Below are 17371 nucleotides of genomic sequence, written 5' to 3'. Positions count from 1 at the left end.
TGGATTCTGCAAGAACGAATTGTGTCTTTTCTGCCGTTCCGGGTGGAGAAGGTTCGTGGGGGCAGCCCTCTTATTCGGAAAGACTGCGACCTTAGGCTGTGCGTTCGGTGCGGTGGTAGCGCCCGCGTGCTCGTTTAAAGGAGCACGCGGGCGCATCCTGCCCTTGTCGCGGGACCCATTTCTGCGTCCCGCCACAGTGTTGTGGCTAGATCAACGCCTCATGCGACAAGCTCGAAACCGACGCCTCGAAGACGTCCTTCACGGCGAGCGTGAAATCGTGGCCCGTGACGTTTCCGGCCGCGTCGTAGGCTTCGGCGGTGAAGGTCAGGCTATGGGTGCTTTCATAATCGATCGCCGCCTTTGTCTGGATCTTGTTGCCGACCAGCTTGAAGATGCCGTCGGCATCGTCCGTCAGACGCCATTTCACGGCGCCGCCTTCCGGATCGACGGCTGTGAGAAGGCCGACCGAGGTGCCGATCGCGACATTCTCGGAGACCGAGCTGCGCGAGAAGGCGAGCTTGGTCGGCGCCTGATTGACAGGGGCTTCGTTGACGTCGAGGACATTGATCGTGATGTCCTTCTCCACGGTGACCTTGCCGTCCGAAACTGCCACCTTGATCGTGTGCGACTTGTCGGTCTCGTAGTCGAATTCCTTCGAGGTAACGATGCGGTTGCCCTTTATCCGGAAGTGATCATTCGCCCCGTCAATCAGCGTATAGGTGAGGGCGTCGCCATCGGCGTCCTTGGCGCTGAGCAGGCCAACCGTGGTCCAGATCGGCGTGTCCTCTGAGAGGGCGGTCTTCGAAAGCTGGATATTGGTCGGCGCGGCATTTCCCTTAGGCGTAAAAGTTTCCGTGGCGAAATCGTAGACGCCGTCGGCAAAGCGCGCCAATTCGACGTCTGTCAGCGTATCCGTCCCTTCCCCGGCGCTCGTCAGGATGTGATCGCCATTATTCAATGCGAAGGAATAATTGGCGAAATTGCCGGAGAATATTGCCGTATCGATGCCGTCGCCGCCATTGATGGTGTCGTCGCCGGCGCCACCGGTCAATTTGTCATTGCCGGCATTGCCATTGAGGATATCGTTGCCGCCGTTGCCGTCGAAAATATCGTTGCCGTCGGTGCCTGTGAACTCGTCGTCGCCGCTGCCGGTCTTGACGTCAATGCCGAAGGCGTGGCCGTCGATGAATGATCCGAGATCTCCCAGCTCGTCGGAGAGATCGAGGTGGGCGCTGTCCGTCAGTGCCACTGAGGCGCGAAAATCGCCGAAGGGATCGGTCGACCAAACGATCTTGTCGAAGCTTTCGAGCTGCGCGCTCGATCCGGCAACCGACCATCCGGCCGTTTCAAGAATCTCGACGTTCTTGATCGTCAGGCCCTGGAGCGAGCTTATCTGCAGCGTATCGATCCCGGCGCCGCCATCGATCGTTCCGGAATTCATTGGGGCGAATGTCTCAAGAGTTATGGCATCGTTACCGTCGCCTGCATCGATATCAACCACTTCAGAGGCAAGGCCAAAAAGCTCACCATCGGAGATCGTATCGTTACCCGCGCCGCCTCTGATAACGTCGTTTCCAAGGTCGCCGGATATGTGGTCGTTGCCGTCACCGCCATTCAGCGTGTCATTGCCATTTCCGCCCTGGATCAGATCGTTTCCGGCGCCGCCGTTCAGCGTGTCTGCGCCGTCACCGCCATTGATGTTATCGTTGCCTGCGCCTGTCGTGATCGCATTATCGCCACTTGAGCCCGTCACATTTGCGGAGCCGGAGCCCAGTTCGTCGGCAAGGTCCACCGCCCCGGAATCCGAGACGACCAGATTGACCGCGACGAGAGGATTGATTTCGGAGTCGCGGATGACGTCGTAAGCTTCGAACTCAGCGCCGGTCTTGGTAATTGTGGCGCCGTTTGTGTCCAGGATATTCAGCGGAGTACCCGGCTCGGTGCTGTTGAGCGTGAAGGTTTCCGTCGCGAAGTCGTAAACGCCATCGGCAAAGCGCGCGAATTCGACGTCTGTCAGCCTATCCGTGCCTTCCAGCGCGCTCGTCACGACACGGCTGCCATTGTCGATCTCGAAGGAATATTCGGCAAAATTGCCGGCGAATGCCGCCGTGTCGATGCCGGCGCCGCCATTGATGGTGTCGTTGCCGTCGCCGCCGGTCAATTTGTCATTGCCGTCGTTGCCATTGATGAGGTCGCTGCCGCCGCTGCCGTCGAAAATGTCGTTGACGTCGCTGCCCGCAAACTCATCATTGCCGTCGCCGGTTTTGACGTCAATGCCGGAGAAGCCGCGGACAAGGGTCCCGAGATCTCCCAGTTCGTCGGAAAGATCGAGGTGGGCGCTATCCGTCACTACCAGTGAGGGGTCAAAATTGAAGACTGGATCGGTCGATCTGGCGATCTTATCAAAGCTTTCGAACTGTGCACTCGAACCGCTAACCCGAAAATCTGCCAATTCAAGCACTTCGACGTTCTTGATCGTCAGGCCCCGGAGCGCCGAGGCACGCAACGTATCGATCCCGGCACCGCCATCGATCGTTCCCGATATCAGTGGAGCGAATCTCTCAATGGTTATCAAATCGTCGCCGTCGCCGCCGTCAATGTCGACGATTTCTGACTGGAGGCTGCCATCAGGTCCGAGCACAAAGCCAAAACCACCATCAGTGATCCTGTCGTTGCCGTCACCGCCGATCAGTTTGTCGTTGCCGGCGTTGCCGTAGATCGTATCGTCGCCGCCGCCGCCGCTCAGCGTGTCCGCGCCTTCGCCGCCTGAGATGTTGTCGTTGCCGGCGCCCGTCGTGACCGTGCTGCCGCCGCTCGATACCGTCACGTTCGCCGATACCAAGCCCAACTCGTCGGCCAGATCTGCCGCCGAGGAATCGGAAACAGTGAGAGAGACAGGTGCGGAAGGGCTGGTTTCAGAGTCGCGGATAACATCGTAAGCTTCGAACTCAGCGCCGGTCTTGGTAACTGTGGCGCCGTTCGTGTCCAGAATATTCAAGGCCATATATATCTTTCCCCAAAAGATGCGTTGTACTCGGCAATATGAGACATCCCCGAAAAAACTGTTTTATTGCTCGGCGGACGACAACCCCTCGGGGATCTATGCCAATCCCTGATTAAGTTTTCAATGCAAAATTGTGTCTTTTCATTGCTTTTTTAATGAAAAACTAAGGATGAAATACTGGGGAAACGAATTTTAATTTGAGAACTCAAAGTCATGGTTTGGTTTCGTAAATAGTATTATCTTTCATTTTCGGGCGGGATGCTCTCGCGAAAATTGTGTTTTCAGCGGGTTTGTCGGTAGCGCTGCGCCGCGCGACCATTCGCGTCACTATCGCAGGTTGGTGTTTGGCTTCGACTTGTTCAGACTTCCCGCGCGGAAGAACTACACGAGCTTGATGAGTCCTGCCTTCGTCGGCCTGAATCCACAGGCGCGGTAGAAGCTGGTCAGATGCGGTTCGAAATCGACATGCAGCCACTCGGCGCCGCGCTCCCCCGCAACCCGCGTCGCTTCCCTGACCAGCCGCGTCGCGATCCCCTGCCGGCGCATGTCAGGGTGAACCGAGGTGTCGAGGATGAAGGCATGGATGCCGCCATCCCAGGCGACATTGACGAAGCCGACGAGCCGGTCGTCCTGATAGGCGCCGATATGGGCGAGGCTGCGGGAGAGGATGGGGGTGAAATCGCGGTTGTGCGGGCTGCCCCAGGCGGCGGAAAAGAGCGCGTTCAGTTCGGCGGCGGAGGGGAAGGGGTCGATGCAAATTTCTGGCATGGGGAATTCCGTCTGTGGACACGCTGCAAGCCAGAAAGGCTGATCCATAAAATCGCCCATGGTGTCTCCAAAGCGATTGCCTAGACACGCACCCATGGTGTTAGCATCCGAGATTCGTCAACCGCGCCGATTACGAAAGGCGCGGCTGACCCCGCGACACACAAACCATCTTAACCAGGCCGCCTGGTTGGCCGATTTGTCGTTATCGCCCCGGCCGCCCAGTCTTCCCCTTCGTCCGCCCCTTGCGCTTCTGCTCGCCCGGGTCCTCATAGCTCCCCACGCCCGTCTTTCCGCGCACAACCGGCCGCACGTCATCGCGCTCTGGCTGGCCTTCGAGCAGCGGTGAAAACCGCTTCGTGCTTTTAGCGGCATCCGGCTTTTCCGGCAGTGCGCCGGTGACCGGCTTTTCGGTTCGGCCGACCGTCATTTCATCGAGGTCGTTCTTGCGGAAGAGGGTCTTCTTTGTGGGCTCGGCAATGTCGCGGCCCATCTCATCCAGAGCGGGTTTGCGGAAGAGAGGGGTGGTGGTGTCGGTGCCTGGGCCCATGTCGTCGATCGAGGGTTTGGCGAAGTAGGAGGGGGTGGCCCCCTCATCCGCCCTGCCGGGCACCTTCTCGCCGGCTGGGAGAAGGGATTCGCGGGTCGCTTTGGCGTTCCGTCTGACGCCTTCCATTGCCTTTGACTCTTCTCTAGCCATGGGATCGTCCATAATCGCCAGTTCTGCGGCCTTGAGGCGTTTGATTTCGTCGCGGAGGCGGGCGGCTTTTTCGAAGTCGAGGTCGGCGGCGGCGTCGCGCATGCTCTTTTCGAGGGCGTTGAGATGGGTCTGCAGGTTGTTGCCGACGAGGTTGCCGCCATCGGCGAAGCCTTTGCCAGAGACGCCCGAGATATCGGCGCGGACGTGGTCGCGTTCGTAGACGCTGTCGAGGATGTCGTTGATCCTGGCCTTGACCGATTCCGGCGTGATACCGTGTTCCTGGTTATAGATCATCTGCTTTTCGCGGCGGCGGCTGGTTTCCTCCATCGCCCGCTTCATCGAGCCGGTGACCTGGTCGGCATAGAGGATGACCTTGCCGTCGACGTTGCGGGCGGCGCGGCCGATCGTCTGGATCAGCGAGGTTTCGGAGCGCAGGAAGCCTTCCTTGTCGGCGTCGAGGATGGCGACGAAGCCGCATTCGGGAATGTCGAGGCCTTCGCGCAGAAGGTTGATGCCGACCAGCACGTCGAAGGCGCCGAGGCGGAGATCGCGGAGGATCTCGATGCGCTCCAGCGTGTCGATATCGGAGTGCATGTAGCGGACGCGCACGCCCTGCTCATGCAGATATTCGGTCAGGTCCTCGGCCATGCGCTTGGTCAGCACGGTGCAGAGGGTGCGATAGCCCTTGGCGGCGGTCTCGCGGATCTCGCCGAGCACGTCGTCGACCTGGCTGCGGGCCGAGCGGACCTCGACCGGCGGGTCGATCAGGCCGGTCGGGCGGATCACCTGTTCGGCGAAGACGCCGCCTGATTGTTCCATCTCCCAGCCGCCGGGCGTGGCCGAAACCGCGATGGTGTCGGGGCGCATGGCGTCCCATTCCTCGAAGCGTAGCGGCCGGTTGTCCATGCAGGAGGGCAGGCGGAAGCCGTATTCGGCCAGCGTCGCCTTGCGCCTGAAGTCGCCCCGGTACATGCCGCCGATCTGCGGCACGGTGACGTGGCTTTCGTCGATGAAGACGAGGGCGTTGTCGGGGATATATTCGAACAGCGTCGGCGGCGGATCGCCGGGGTCGCGGCCGGTGAGGTAGCGCGAATAGTTCTCGATGCCCTGGCAGGAGCCGGTCGCTTCGAGCATTTCGATATCGTAGCGGGTGCGCTGCTCCAGGCGCTGGGCTTCCAGCAGGCGGCCGGCCTTTTCCAGCTCGGCGAGGCGGAGCCTGAGCTCCTCCTTGATCGACTTGATGGCGCCGTTCAGCGTCGGGCGCGGGGTGACATAGTGCGAATTGGCGTAGATCTTCACCGATTTCAGGTCGCCGACCTTCTGGCCGGTGAGCGGGTCGAACTCGGTGATGGCATCGATCTCGTCGCCGAACATCGAGATGCGCCAGGCGGCATCTTCCAAGTGGGCGGGGAAGAGCTCGATCGTGTCGCCGCGCACGCGGAAAGAACCGCGGGTGAAATCCATGTCGCGGCGTTTATATTGCTGGGCGACGAGGTCGGCCAGCAACTGGCGCTGGTCGAGCCGGTCGCCGACCGACATCTGGAAGGTCATCGCCGTATAGGTCTCGACCGAGCCGATACCGTAGATGCAGGAGACTGAGGCGACGATGATGCAGTCGTCGCGTTCGAGCAGCGAGCGCGTCGCCGAGTGGCGCATGCGGTCGATCTGCTCGTTGATCGAGCTTTCCTTCTCGATATAGGTGTCGGAGCGCGGCACATAGGCTTCCGGCTGGTAATAATCGTAGTAGGAAACGAAATATTCCACCGCATTGTCGGGGAAGAAGTTCTTGAATTCGGAATAGAGCTGGGCGGCCAGCGTCTTGTTCGGCGCCAGGATGACGGCCGGGCGCTGCGTCGCCTCGATCACCTTGGCCATGGTGAAGGTCTTGCCGGAGCCGGTGACCCCGAGCAGCACCTGGCTGCGGTCGCCATTCTCCAGCCCCTCGACGAGATCGCGGATGGCGGTCGGCTGGTCGCCGGCCGGCTCGTAATCCGACTGCATGCGGATGGCGATGCCGCCTTCGGATTTGTCGGGGCGGGCAGGGCGGTGCGGCGTCCAGATCTTGCCGTTCTTGTGCAGCGGATTGCCGCTCTCGATCAGCGCCGACAGCGCTTCGACCGTGGCGGTGACGGCGGTGCCGGCCTGCAGCGACGAGGCTTCTTCCAGCGTCGTATCCATGCCGGAGACGGGATTGAGACCGGCAGCCGCGCGCGTCTTCGGGTCGGTCGAGCCGCCCATGGAGGTGCCGCGCGCCGATTTCGAGGCGCTGACGCCGCCGTCGCTGGTTTTCGTCCTGGCGGCGATTTCCACCTTCTTGCGGTGCTTGCCGGCCTTGGAGGCAATCTGGCGCTGGGTCTCGACGCCCGAGGTTTCGGCATCGGCCTCCAGCTGCTTGACCCAGTCGGCAACCGAGCCTGAGAGGGGGGCTCCCTCAAAAGACGATTGAGGGGCTTCCTCGAAACCGTCAGGGGCGGGGGATTTCTTCGGAGATCTGGCCATGGCGGGAATATGGAGAGAGTCAGGGCGAAAGTGAAGAGGGAAAGAGTACAAAAGGGAAACGAATGAATCGTTCGGATTTTTGAATAGTGGGGTGGTGTCGCTTAAGGGCGCTAACCTCGCCTTGGGCAGCGGCGGGTGTTCTCCCGCCGGTCTCCCAATAACCAAGCCGAGCATATAATCAAGCCGAACGCTGGTCCGCCGGCCCCTCCAGCCGCGCGAGGTTCAACGCACTGTTGATCAACCCGACATGGCTGAAGGCCTGCGGGAAGTTGCCCAGCATGCGGCGGGCGGCGGGATCATATTCTTCCGCCAGAAGCCCGACATCGTTGCAGATACAAAGCAGCCGTTCGAACAGGCGCAGCGCATCGTCGCGGCGGCCGATCATGCCGAGGGCGTCGACGAGCCAGAAGCTGCAAGCGAGGAACGCGCCTTCGCCTGGCGGCAGGCCGTCGTCCACCTCCTGCGTCTCGTAGCGCAGCAGCAGGCCATCGCGCAGCAGCTTGCGCTCGATCGCCTCGACTGTCGCGACATAGCGCGGATCATCAGGCGGGATGAAGCCGACCATGCCGAGATGCAGCAGGCTGGCATCAAGCGCCTTGGAGCCGTAGGCCTGCACGAAACAGCCGAGTTCGGGATCGAAAGCCTTCTCGCAAACCTCGGCATGGATGTGATCTGCGAGCGTGCGCCAGCGTACGGCGGCCTCGGGCTCGCCGTCCGCCTCGGCAATCTGGACGGCGCGGTCGAAGGCCACCCAGGCCATGACCTTCGAATAGGTGAAATGCTGGCGCTGGCCGCGCACCTCCCAGATGCCTTCATCGGGCTCCACCCAGATTTTTTCGAGAAAGGGCAGAATGGCCGCCGCCAGTTCGCGTTCGCGGTGATGCGGCGGAAGCCCGCCCTTGCGGGCCTGCAGCATGGCGTCGGCCACCTCGCCGTAAACGTCGAGCTGCACCTGTTCGGCGGCGGCATTGCCGATGCGCACGGGTGTCGAGCCCTCGTAGCCACTCAGCCAGGGAACCTGCCATTCCAGCAGGTTTCGCTCGCCGGCGACGCCATACATGATCTGTATCTGCGCCGGGGCGCCGGCGACCGCGCGCAGCAGCCACTTGCGCCAGGCGCTGGCTTCCTCGTAATAGCCGAGTTTCATCAGGGCGAGCAGGGTCAGCGTCGCGTCGCGCAGCCAGCAATAGCGGTAGTCCCAGTTGCGTGGCCCGCCGATCTTTTCCGGCAGGGAGGTTGTCGCCGCGGCGACGATGCCGCCGGTCGGCATGTAGGTCAGCGCCTTCAGCGTGATGAGCGAGCGTTTGACCTGTTCCGTCCAGCGGCCCACTTTCGGGCAGGTCGCGGCAAAGGATAACCAGAATTCCTCCGTGTCCGGCAGCGCATATTCCACCTGCCGCTGAGCCGGCTGCGGCATATGCGAAGGAGACCAGGTCAGGGTGAAGATCTGGCTCTCGCCAGCGGCAAGCTGGAAGGAGCCGACCGTGCTCAGGCCGCGGCCTTCGAGCGGGACGGCGCAATTCAGGGTTAGCCTGTCCGGGCCGGCAATGGCGGTGATGCCGCCATCCTCGCCATGCGTGACCCAGGGAACGGTTCGGCCGTAATCGAAGCGAAGGTTGAGCTCCATATCGAAGGCGACAGTGCCGCTCTTGCCCTCGACGATGCGCATCAGATCGCTCGTGCCATCGCGAAGCGGCATGAAGTCGATGAGAACGGCGGTGCCGGTCTCGGTCTGAAACTCGGTTTCGAGAATGAGCGTATCGTTGCGGTAGCGGCGCGTGACGCGGACATTTTCACCTGACGGTGACAGCGACCAGAAGCCGTTATCCTCGGCGCCGAGCAGGGCGGCAAAACAGGCGGGGGAATCGAAGCGCGGAAAACAGAGCCAGTCGATCGAGCCGTTCTTCGAGACGAGTGCGGCGGTTTCGCAATCGCCGATGAGCGCGTAGTCCTCAATGGGTACCGACACCGGAGCCTCCTTTGCATAGCAGTCGGGCTTTTAGGTAGAGGCCGTGCGCGGAGGTCAAGCGCGGAAACTAACGGGGCGGTAGGCGTGCCGGCTATCATGTAAACTCCGGATATCAATGGGGGCATCGCCAGCAATGCCAAGCCGAAATGGAAAGTGTCGATAAATAAAAGTCTGTGGTTGAAGGCTCTGCTGCCTCCCGCATTGCGCGCGCCGATGTTACAGCTGCTGCGGGAATTGGGGACCATTAATGAAAAAGATAATCATTGCATTCGCGGCGGCCGCGGCAGTGGCCGGCTGCGCCAAACGTCCTGACGCTATCGTTCAAGTCGATATTCCGATGGCTGCCTATACGAACCTCAGTTGCGCTGCGCTCGCCGTGGAACTCAAGAAAGAGAAGGCCAAGCTCGACGACCTTTCCAAGCAGCAGATCAGTGCAGCGAACGGCGATGCTTTCGGTGTCTTCCTCGTCGGCGTCCCCATCGGCAGCGTCGCCGGGGGAGACAAGGAAGGGGAAATTGCCGCGTCCAAAGGCAAGGTTTCCGCCATGCAGTCCGCTGGAATGAGCAAGGGCTGCAAGCTGCCAGGTTGACAGCCGGGGCCGCAACCATTGAGATCGGCCCGGCCAAAAGTGAGGCATTGGCCGGCGATCCCGATTTCAATATCCATTCGCGTCCGTCGTTTCTTCGCCCAAAGACCGACGGCATTCGTGCAATGCCGCGCGGCGATCGTCCGACCCTCTTATCGGAACCGAAATCGGCCTTCCGCAGTTAGTTTCCAGTCACTTCACCTCTGGGTACTACTGACATTAGCGACCATTCCGCCTTCTGGAAAAAAACGATCTCGATCGACCTTGATACCGGCGAACGCCTGGTTCTCCGCTCACCGCAGGATGCGCTCTATGCGCTCGTCTCGGACTGGCCGGTCAATGGCGGCGTCCACCAGCAAAGGGCGATCGATTTCTGCCGCGCCTGGCTTGCCGGACGCATGCCGGCCGAGACGGTGCGGCAGGCTTTCATCCTGGCCGCGCTGGAAGCCGGCGTTACGATCAATGATGATGAAGACGGTGCCGAAGCCTCCGCTTTGAACCCTGCGGTCTAGCTGGAGCGACGCTGCTATATCCACGCGCCACGCGGCCGGCATCCGCAGCGTCAACAATGTGCCTTTCATGTATTGCAAATATTATTCCCGCTGTGTTTGTAGGAAATACGCAGCGTTACCGCGCTCCGATTCTTTGGGGATTCAACTGAATGAGAATTAAAGTCCTTGCTTGTGCCGCTCTGCTGATGCTGGCCGGCTGCAACGCCCCCGTGTCGCAATCCGTTGCGGATTCCCAGCGTCCTCCCTCGAGTGATGTCCGGCAGAATTTCATCAACATCGTGTTCAAGAGAAGCTACCGGCACGAAGCAGGAGAAGTCGTATGGGCCCGCATTTCCAGCGTGGTGGTGCTTGAACCTGAGAAAAAGATCTATGCTTACTGCGTGCGTTTGGTGGCCAAGCGCGGCTGGGGAGACTGGGCCTACCTCGGCGTCTCCTTCACGGATGGCAAAATATTAGGGGCGACGGTGAATGACGATCGCTGCCGCGACAAGCGGCTGCGCTACTACCCGTTTCCTGAGCTGACCGGCATGAAGACCTGACGCAGGGAGAAGGTTCCGGCCGCGTCGTCGTTCAAGGCTTTGTTGAGCGGCGGCGCGACGGCGTCGTTGGGGTGCGGCACCTCCAGCCTTCTTCATGCTGCGGTGCGCAGCCTGCAGGGCGGAGCAATGGCATAGAGATAAGCCATGTTCGTTTCCGGAAGATTAATTGGCTTGCAATCTGACGAGTTCGGCAACCACAGCGTGAGAAACAGCGGCTGCCACGTTGAGGACAGATAGACGCTGGGAAGAGGTTGGCAGCTCAGCGCTTGGCCAGCACTCGTGCCTGCACCGGCAGCTCAATCCCCTTGAGCACAAGCATGCGGGTTTCGGCGCCTGCCGCAAGGTCGGCGGCCTTCGCGGCTGTTTCGGAGGAGATCAGGATCTCGCCGGCGGCGGCCTGGGATTCGAGCCTTGCGGCCTGATTGACAACGCCGCCGATGGCGGTGAAATCGCTGCGAAAGCTTGAGAATTCGCCGATCTGGACCTCACCGGAATGGATGCCGACGCCGACGCCGAGGGTGCGGCCGGGTAATGCCTCGAGCACCAGACCGCCTAGCGCGGCGGCGCAGTTTCGCTGGATCTCCTGCGCGGCCAGGATCGCGGCGCCGGCGTGATCCTTTCTGACGATCGGAAAATTGAAGATCGCCATCAGGCCGTCGCCCATCTGCTTGTTGACGATGCCGTCATGCGCCCAGATCGCTTGCGCGCAACGATCCTGAAACAGGCTGACGATCTCGCTCAGCTGCACCGCCTCGATGCGCTCCGAAAGATCCGTGAAGCCCCTGATATCGGCAAAGAGGATGGTGGCGTCAACGGTGATCTGGCGCTGCTTCTTGACGTACTGGAAGGAGCGTTCGCAGATCGTGCAGATATCCGGGTTCATCTTGCTGCGCGTGATGCCGAGGGCGCGGAAGGGCAGGGCAAGCGGACCGCCGATCGGGATCGGCACATGCATCTGGTCCCAGCAGCCGCGACAAATCCTGGCGCTGCCGTGCCTGGTTGGCTCACTCGATGAGGCTGTCGTCATGTCGCGCAATCCATCGCCTGATAACCAAGAAATAAGCTTCCGATACTCGCCTGCTTTTTGCAACTCTGCTGATGGTCTGGGGTGACGATGACCTGAAGTATTTCATATCGAATTATGATGCGTTCATTTTGTTGAGGATGTCGAAACCCATCTTGCAAAATGCTATTCCCGGTAGATAAATTCGATCCAGTGTCATCGCCTTGTCTACAAGGTGCAGTCGATACTTTTTTAGCGAGAAGTTTGGATGACGTCTGAAGAATTGCGCAGATCGGAATATGCCTACAACAAACGTAAATTGCTCCTGATCTTCCTGGTTATAGTTGCCATCACGGCAGGAATCATTTGGCTAGGCTTCCATCCACCTGGGGATAAGGACCCTCGTGTGGCTTGGTTCTTCGTGGTGCCGGGTGCAGCGTTTTTTGGCATCCTAGCATTGCTGCTGCTGCCCAAGCTATTCTCCGTGGAGCCGGGACTCGTCATGTCGACGGCCGGAATCCGTTTGCCGAATTTCCCCGGCCAGACACTGCCGTGGTCTGCCATTCAAAGCATTGGCAGAGTCCAGACCAAATATGCGGATAACATCATTCTGCACCTTGATCCCACTGCCGCCAGGACCTTGGTCAGACGGGGGCTGACGAGCCGGCTGCCGGAATGGTTTGTTGGTTCACGCGCCAAGGTCGGCGTTGCCCTGAAGCTCTTGCGGGGCAATTCGGACAGGATATTCGATGAGTTCGTCGAATTGCTGTCCGAAGCTTACGAAGCCGAACGCCAAACCATGCAGGAAGATGGCTCGACCGCCCCGGATGATGAAGACGAAGCGTTGGAACCCGCTCTCAACAGCGGCGGGCATCCTATATTCACCTACATTCTTCTCGCCACTCTGATTGCGGTCTATGCCGGCGAACTAACCTTCGGTCTCGAGCCGCCCGTCGCCGGCACTCCCACCAATTGGACTCTCTTCGTCCTCGGTGGGACGTTTCGTCAAAGCATTGTCGAGCATGGTCAATGGTGGCGGCTGTTTACCGCACCCTTCATGCATGGAGGTATCCTCCATCTCGCGTTCAATTGCGTTTCTTTATGGTTCGCAGGAGGGCTCTTTGAACGGCTGATCGGCTGGCGCTGGTTTGCAGCGATTTTTTTCGCAAGCGCGCTTGGCGGGTCTGTCGCATCGGTGTGGATCAATGCGCCGAACACGATCGGGGTCGGCGCCTCCGGCGGGATTGTCGGTCTTTTTGCAGCCGTGATCGCTGCCAGCTTCCGTTTCCGCTCAGGGCCGATTGCAGATACCCTGCGGATCGGGGCAGCTCAAATTCTGATTCCCTCGCTGCTGCCATTCCTTTCGGCAGCAAGAGGCGGTGAGAACATCGATTATGCCGGACATTTCGGCGGCGCCTTGACCGGGGCCGCGCTATCGTCGCTGCTGTTGGCTTTCTGGCCGAGAGAACGCCCGACGCCTCGTTTCGGCGCCGCGGCAACAGCCTTCAGCACTCTGTTCGTTATTATAGCGGCGGCGTCGCTTTGGCCGATCAGCAACACACGTCAATTCATCGTCAATGACCCCATGGCGAACTATTTCGCAGGAAAGTACGAGCAAGCCGCGACAGGGTTCGTCATTAGGACAACCGAGAATCCCCCGACGGCTCCCTATTATCATCTCTGGCGCTTTATGGCTCAAAGCCGGGGCAATGATACAAAGGCAATCGCCGATCTCAAGATCGCGGCCAGTAAAACCGACCAGGGAACATGGCCCTATCCCGTTTTCAGTCTCTTTCTCGGCGATTTGAAACCGGATGAACTGATGGCGAAGGCGGCCGATAGCAACCAGCGTTGCGAAGCCACATTTTACAATGGCGAATGGTATCTGTTGGGCGGCAACACCCAGGAGGCGCGCCGACGTTTCGAGGCCGCCTTGTCCTCCTGTCCCACGACATACATGGAATATGACGGCGCGAAGGGTGAATTGAACAGCCTCGGCGTGCAATAATTCTGTGCCCGCTCAGGCCCGAAACCGACCAGGACCGGGAAAAGGCGGATGAATTCGCCAGTATCGATCACACCGCCGTGGTAGGCGGCAGACGTCTGCTTTGTCTGTGTAATCCGATAGCATCGTTAAGTTGAATATCGCGAGCGCCGACGATAGCATCGCGGCAGGACATACTGTAGAATATTTTTAGTAATACCTTCGCTCTCCAGGAAAGACCGGGGATGGAGCGCCGTCTTGCAGCAATCCTGATCGCTGATGTCGTCGGTTACAGTCGATTGAGCCAGATCGACGAAGAGGGCACCCGTGCGCGTTTTCAAGCGGACCAGAACGATGTCTTCGAGCCGGCGATTGCGCGTCACCATGGCCGACTGGTCAAAACCATGGGCGACGGGCTGCTGGTCGAATTTCAGAGTGTCGTCGATGCCTTGCGCTGCGCGGTGGAGGTTCAGCAACTGAAAGCCACGCAGAGTGCCGCGGCGCTGCCGGAGCATCGGCTCGAGTTCCGGATCGGCATCAATCTCGGCGATATCATCGTCGAGGGCGAAGACATCCAGGGCGACGGCGTCAATATCGCCGATCGAATACAGGCGCTGGCCGAACCGGGCGGCATCGCCATATCGGGCACGACATACGACCAGGTGAAATCGAAAGTCCCGGTCGGTTTTGCTTCGCTTGGCGAACAGCGGTTGAAGAGCATCACCGAACCGGTCCGGGTCTATCGTGTCCTGCTTGACCCCACTTCTGCCGGTAAAACCCTCACAAGCCGGAGGCGCCTGCCGAGACGCCGCCTCTTTGCAGGCATCGCAGCGGCCGTTGTCCTTGCTCTTGCGGGCGCAGGACTCTGGTGGCAGCCGTGGATGCCGGCAGAACCGCCGGGGCCTGCCGAACGTTTCGCCTATCCGTTGCCGGACAGGCCCTCTGTCGCGGTTCTGCCCTTCATCAATGTCAGCGGCGACAGCGAGCACGACCATCTCGCGGAGGGGTTGACGGACGATCTGATCACCGAATTGTCCAAAGTATCGGGCCTCTTCGTCATCGCCCGCCATTCGGTCTTCGCCATCCAGGGCTCCGTCGGCAAGATCCAGGACGTGGCCGCCGAACTCGGCGTGAAATATGTGCTCGAAGGAACCTTGCAGCGCGCCGGGCCGCGGCTGCGGATCAATGTCAAACTGATCGACGCGGTCACCGGCCTGTCGCTTTGGGCCGAGCGCTACGATCGCCAATATGCCGACCTCTTTGCCGTTCAGGACGATGTGATCGGCAAGATCATTTCGGCCCTGTCGGTCAAGCTCAGCGCGCGCGAGCGCGACCAACTGGCCCGGATCCCGACCGAAAATCTCGAAGCCTATGATTATTACATGCGGGCCGAGCAGGAAGGCTTCATCTTCAGGGATGTCGATACCTATCGCCGGACCCTGTCCTTCTACCAGAAGGCGATCGACCTCGATCCTGGCTTTGCCAATGCCCATGCGGGAATCGCCCGCGTCGCCGTCGATGTCTGGCGCAACGACTACAATTACCTCTGGTCGGCCGCCGTCGCCCGCAAGATTGCCTATGACGCCGCCGGGCAGGCCCTCAAGCTCGATCCCAACAATGCCAGGGCTCACACGGTGCTTGCCCTGCTGCAATGGGTGGATGGACGCGAGATGGAGGCCAAAAATTCCGCCAACATGGCGGTTGCGATGGAGCCGAACGATGCGGAGGCCGCCGCCAACCTCGCTCTCATCCTGGTTCACACCGGAAGCAGCGGGCAGGCGATCACTGAGATGGAAAAGGCTTTGCGGCTCGACCCTTCGCCGGCGTCGAGCTTTCAACTGCTGGCGGGGATCGTGTTTTATACCGCGGGTGACGATCAGCGCGCGATCTCGCTGATAGAGCCGACGCTTGACAGCCTGCCGAAGGTCGAGCCGGCACGCGAATATCTGGCGGCGGCCTATGCCGACCAGGGCAATGAAACCAAGGCTGCAGCGGAGACGGCAAAACTGCTGGAGCTCTTCCCGGAAAGCAATCTCACCTATTACGGCTATCTCTATGATTACTGGCGGGACGGCGATCTGCAGCGCCATCTGGCTGGATTGCGAAAGGCCGGCATTCCCGAATGGCCCTTCGGTTTTACAGGCAATCAAGCCGACAGGCTCAGCGAGGCAGATCTGCGCAATCTTGTCGATGGCAAGAGCTGGACCGGCAAGCACAAGAACGGCACGGATTTCACCCAGTATTTCGACAAGGCTGGAAACACTGCCTATCGCAGTGCCAATACCAACATCACCGGTATCGCCGAGGTGCGGGGCGACAGTCTCTGCGAAAAATTCGACGGCTATTTTCTCGACCGGATGGTGTGCGGATATGTTTACCGCAACACGTCAGGTGAACAGCGCGACAGGCCATACGTCCATGTCACGCCGCGCGCCTTGACGTTCTTTTCACCCACACCCTGACGGGTCGGGCGTTGCGGCTTCATTTCGTATCCGGCTGCTGCCAGACGGTGTGCATCTTCTCCGAAATCAGCGTCTGCTGAACTTCGGACCAATGCTTCTTCGAGTCGGTCACCTTGGTCGGATTTTTCTCCATGCCTTCGGCCGCGCCGGGGTCATAGCTCAGGTACAGTTTGCCATCGATGATCCGCCAGGCTTTCGGATCGATATTGGTGGTCACTGTCCCGAAAGACACGCCGTCGGCGCAATAGCCGCCATATTGCGGCGCATATTTGGACGGATCGCCCTTGAAGAGGTCGCGATTTCTCGCGCTGGCGAAATACCAGGTCGCGCCAAGCCAGTGGTGGGAATAGGTCTCGGATCCTTCGACGGCTTGGTTTTCAGTGAAATAGGCGACCGGGTCATAACCCTTGATCGCGACATCGCCGAAATAGCCGGTATTGACGAGTTCCTCGGCCCCCGCAGGCTGAAGCAAGGAAAGCAGCATAACCGCAGCGCCAACAGCCACGCCCATTCGCTTTCCGGATTTTTGCGCATGATAAGACATAACAAGCTCCATTCCTGGACGCGGTCTGTTACCTCAAGCGAAATGCTATTGCCGTTTGGTGCATTCCTTGTAGAGCGGTTCGCCCACAAGCTCGGCTTTCTGGCAAACAGCACCGGCTTCCATGAGTAATTTGGCCGTATCCCAATGCGCCCGCCACCCGGCTTGAGTGAGAGGCGTGTACCCGTTTCTTTCCGTCGCTTCGACATCCGCGCTCTTCGTCAGCAGAAAAGCGACCACGTCGGTGCGGCCCTCTTCGGCGGCGCCGTGCAGCGGCGACATCTGATAGAAATTCTTCCTGTCGTTGACGTCAGCTCCCTCGGCGACAAGCCGTTTCACCACCTCCAGATTTCCTCCATAGGCTGCCGCATGCAGCGCCGTCAGCCCGCCCTTGTTGCGAATTTCGATGTCGCCGCCGCGATCCAGCAAAAGAACGACGACATCGGCATGGCCCGCCAATGACGCGATAATCAGCGCCGGCTCGCCCGCCTCATCGAGCTCCGACAGATCGGAGCCCTGGTCCAGCAACTGTGTGACGCGGGCGATATCGCCGTCCTTGGCCGCCTGATGCAAAGGACCTGCCCATGCCGGCAGGACGCCAATGGCAAGCGTAGCAACAGTCGCGATAAAAATATTCACGGGCACGATCTCGGTTTGATCAGGGTTCGCATGCGCCGTTTTGTGGCGTTGTAGCACGTGTGCAATTCGTAAACAAGATTGCGCTAATGGACGCGCTCCCGATCAACCCCACTTGCGCGCTACGGCTGCGACCGGCGGTTCCAGGGAATACGGTCACACTTGTTACTC

General features: G+C 60.0%; 12 protein-coding genes. 5 read left to right on the top strand and 7 right to left on the bottom strand.

Annotation, left to right across the window (positions count from 1 at the left end; all coding sequences use genetic code 11):
• Nucleotides 1-205: 205 nt before the first annotated feature.
• The 4 genes from ACM5SV_RS30585 to ACM5SV_RS30570 form a co-directional block, all read right to left on the bottom strand.
• On the bottom strand, nucleotides 206-3004 hold the full coding sequence (locus tag ACM5SV_RS30585) for a metal-binding protein (RefSeq protein ID WP_113545899.1): 2799 nt from the start codon (nucleotides 3002-3004) through the stop codon (nucleotides 206-208).
• Between the two features lie 381 nt (nucleotides 3005-3385).
• Nucleotides 3386-3772 carry a GNAT family N-acetyltransferase gene (locus ACM5SV_RS30580; RefSeq protein WP_026157400.1) on the bottom strand — a complete coding sequence of 129 codons (387 nt, stop codon included), beginning with the start codon at nucleotides 3770-3772 and terminating at the stop codon, nucleotides 3386-3388.
• Nucleotides 3773-3974: 202 nt separating this feature from the next.
• Complete coding sequence (gene uvrB / locus ACM5SV_RS30575; RefSeq protein ID WP_222015008.1) at nucleotides 3975-6968, bottom strand: excinuclease ABC subunit UvrB; 2994 nt, start codon at nucleotides 6966-6968, stop codon at nucleotides 3975-3977.
• A 178-nt stretch (nucleotides 6969-7146) separates the two neighbouring features.
• Nucleotides 7147-8937 carry a glycoside hydrolase family 15 protein gene (locus tag ACM5SV_RS30570; protein ID WP_221969503.1) on the bottom strand — a complete coding sequence of 597 codons (1791 nt, stop codon included), beginning with the start codon at nucleotides 8935-8937 and terminating at the stop codon, nucleotides 7147-7149.
• A gap of 247 nt (nucleotides 8938-9184) precedes the next feature.
• On the opposite strand from ACM5SV_RS30570, the gene ACM5SV_RS30565 reads away from it, so the two are divergent.
• From ACM5SV_RS30565 to ACM5SV_RS30555, 3 genes are all read left to right on the top strand, one after another.
• Nucleotides 9185-9526, top strand: coding sequence for a lipoprotein (locus ACM5SV_RS30565; protein WP_221969506.1), 342 nt, complete (start codon nucleotides 9185-9187; stop codon nucleotides 9524-9526).
• Between the two features lie 200 nt (nucleotides 9527-9726).
• A complete protein-coding gene (locus ACM5SV_RS30560) occupies nucleotides 9727-10035 on the top strand; it encodes a DUF982 domain-containing protein (RefSeq protein WP_313903245.1) in 309 nt (102 codons plus the stop codon).
• Nucleotides 10036-10184: 149 nt separating this feature from the next.
• On the top strand, nucleotides 10185-10574 hold the full coding sequence (locus ACM5SV_RS30555) for a hypothetical protein (protein WP_221969508.1): 390 nt from the start codon (nucleotides 10185-10187) through the stop codon (nucleotides 10572-10574).
• A gap of 259 nt (nucleotides 10575-10833) precedes the next feature.
• On the opposite strand, the gene ACM5SV_RS30550 is transcribed toward ACM5SV_RS30555, so the two are convergent.
• Complete coding sequence (locus tag ACM5SV_RS30550) at nucleotides 10834-11601, bottom strand: adenylate/guanylate cyclase domain-containing protein (protein ID WP_222015007.1); 768 nt, start codon at nucleotides 11599-11601, stop codon at nucleotides 10834-10836.
• A 244-nt stretch (nucleotides 11602-11845) separates the two neighbouring features.
• Here ACM5SV_RS30550 and ACM5SV_RS30545 point away from each other — a divergent pair, with 244 nt between their 5' ends.
• Together ACM5SV_RS30545 and ACM5SV_RS30540 are read left to right on the top strand one after the other, a co-directional pair.
• Nucleotides 11846-13585 carry a rhomboid family intramembrane serine protease gene (locus tag ACM5SV_RS30545; protein WP_221973601.1) on the top strand — a complete coding sequence of 580 codons (1740 nt, stop codon included), beginning with the start codon at nucleotides 11846-11848 and terminating at the stop codon, nucleotides 13583-13585.
• A gap of 221 nt (nucleotides 13586-13806) precedes the next feature.
• Nucleotides 13807-16023: an adenylate/guanylate cyclase domain-containing protein gene (locus tag ACM5SV_RS30540; protein ID WP_221969512.1), complete on the top strand. Its 2217-nt coding sequence runs from the start codon at nucleotides 13807-13809 to the stop codon at nucleotides 16021-16023.
• 19 nt (nucleotides 16024-16042) lie between these two features.
• On the opposite strand, the gene ACM5SV_RS30535 is transcribed toward ACM5SV_RS30540, so the two are convergent.
• Both ACM5SV_RS30535 and ACM5SV_RS30530 read right to left on the bottom strand, forming a co-directional pair.
• A complete protein-coding gene (locus ACM5SV_RS30535) occupies nucleotides 16043-16534 on the bottom strand; it encodes a YHS domain-containing (seleno)protein (protein ID WP_041935540.1) in 492 nt (163 codons plus the stop codon).
• Nucleotides 16535-16612: 78 nt separating this feature from the next.
• Complete coding sequence (locus tag ACM5SV_RS30530) at nucleotides 16613-17260, bottom strand: ankyrin repeat domain-containing protein (protein ID WP_221969514.1); 648 nt, start codon at nucleotides 17258-17260, stop codon at nucleotides 16613-16615.
• Between the last annotated feature and the right edge of the window lie 111 nt (nucleotides 17261-17371).

This window comes from Rhizobium sp. CRRU65 (assembly GCF_048551595.1).
Taxonomy (GTDB): domain Bacteria; phylum Pseudomonadota; class Alphaproteobacteria; order Rhizobiales; family Rhizobiaceae; genus Rhizobium; species Rhizobium leguminosarum_J.
This window is presented reverse-complemented; position numbering and strand designations above follow the sequence as displayed.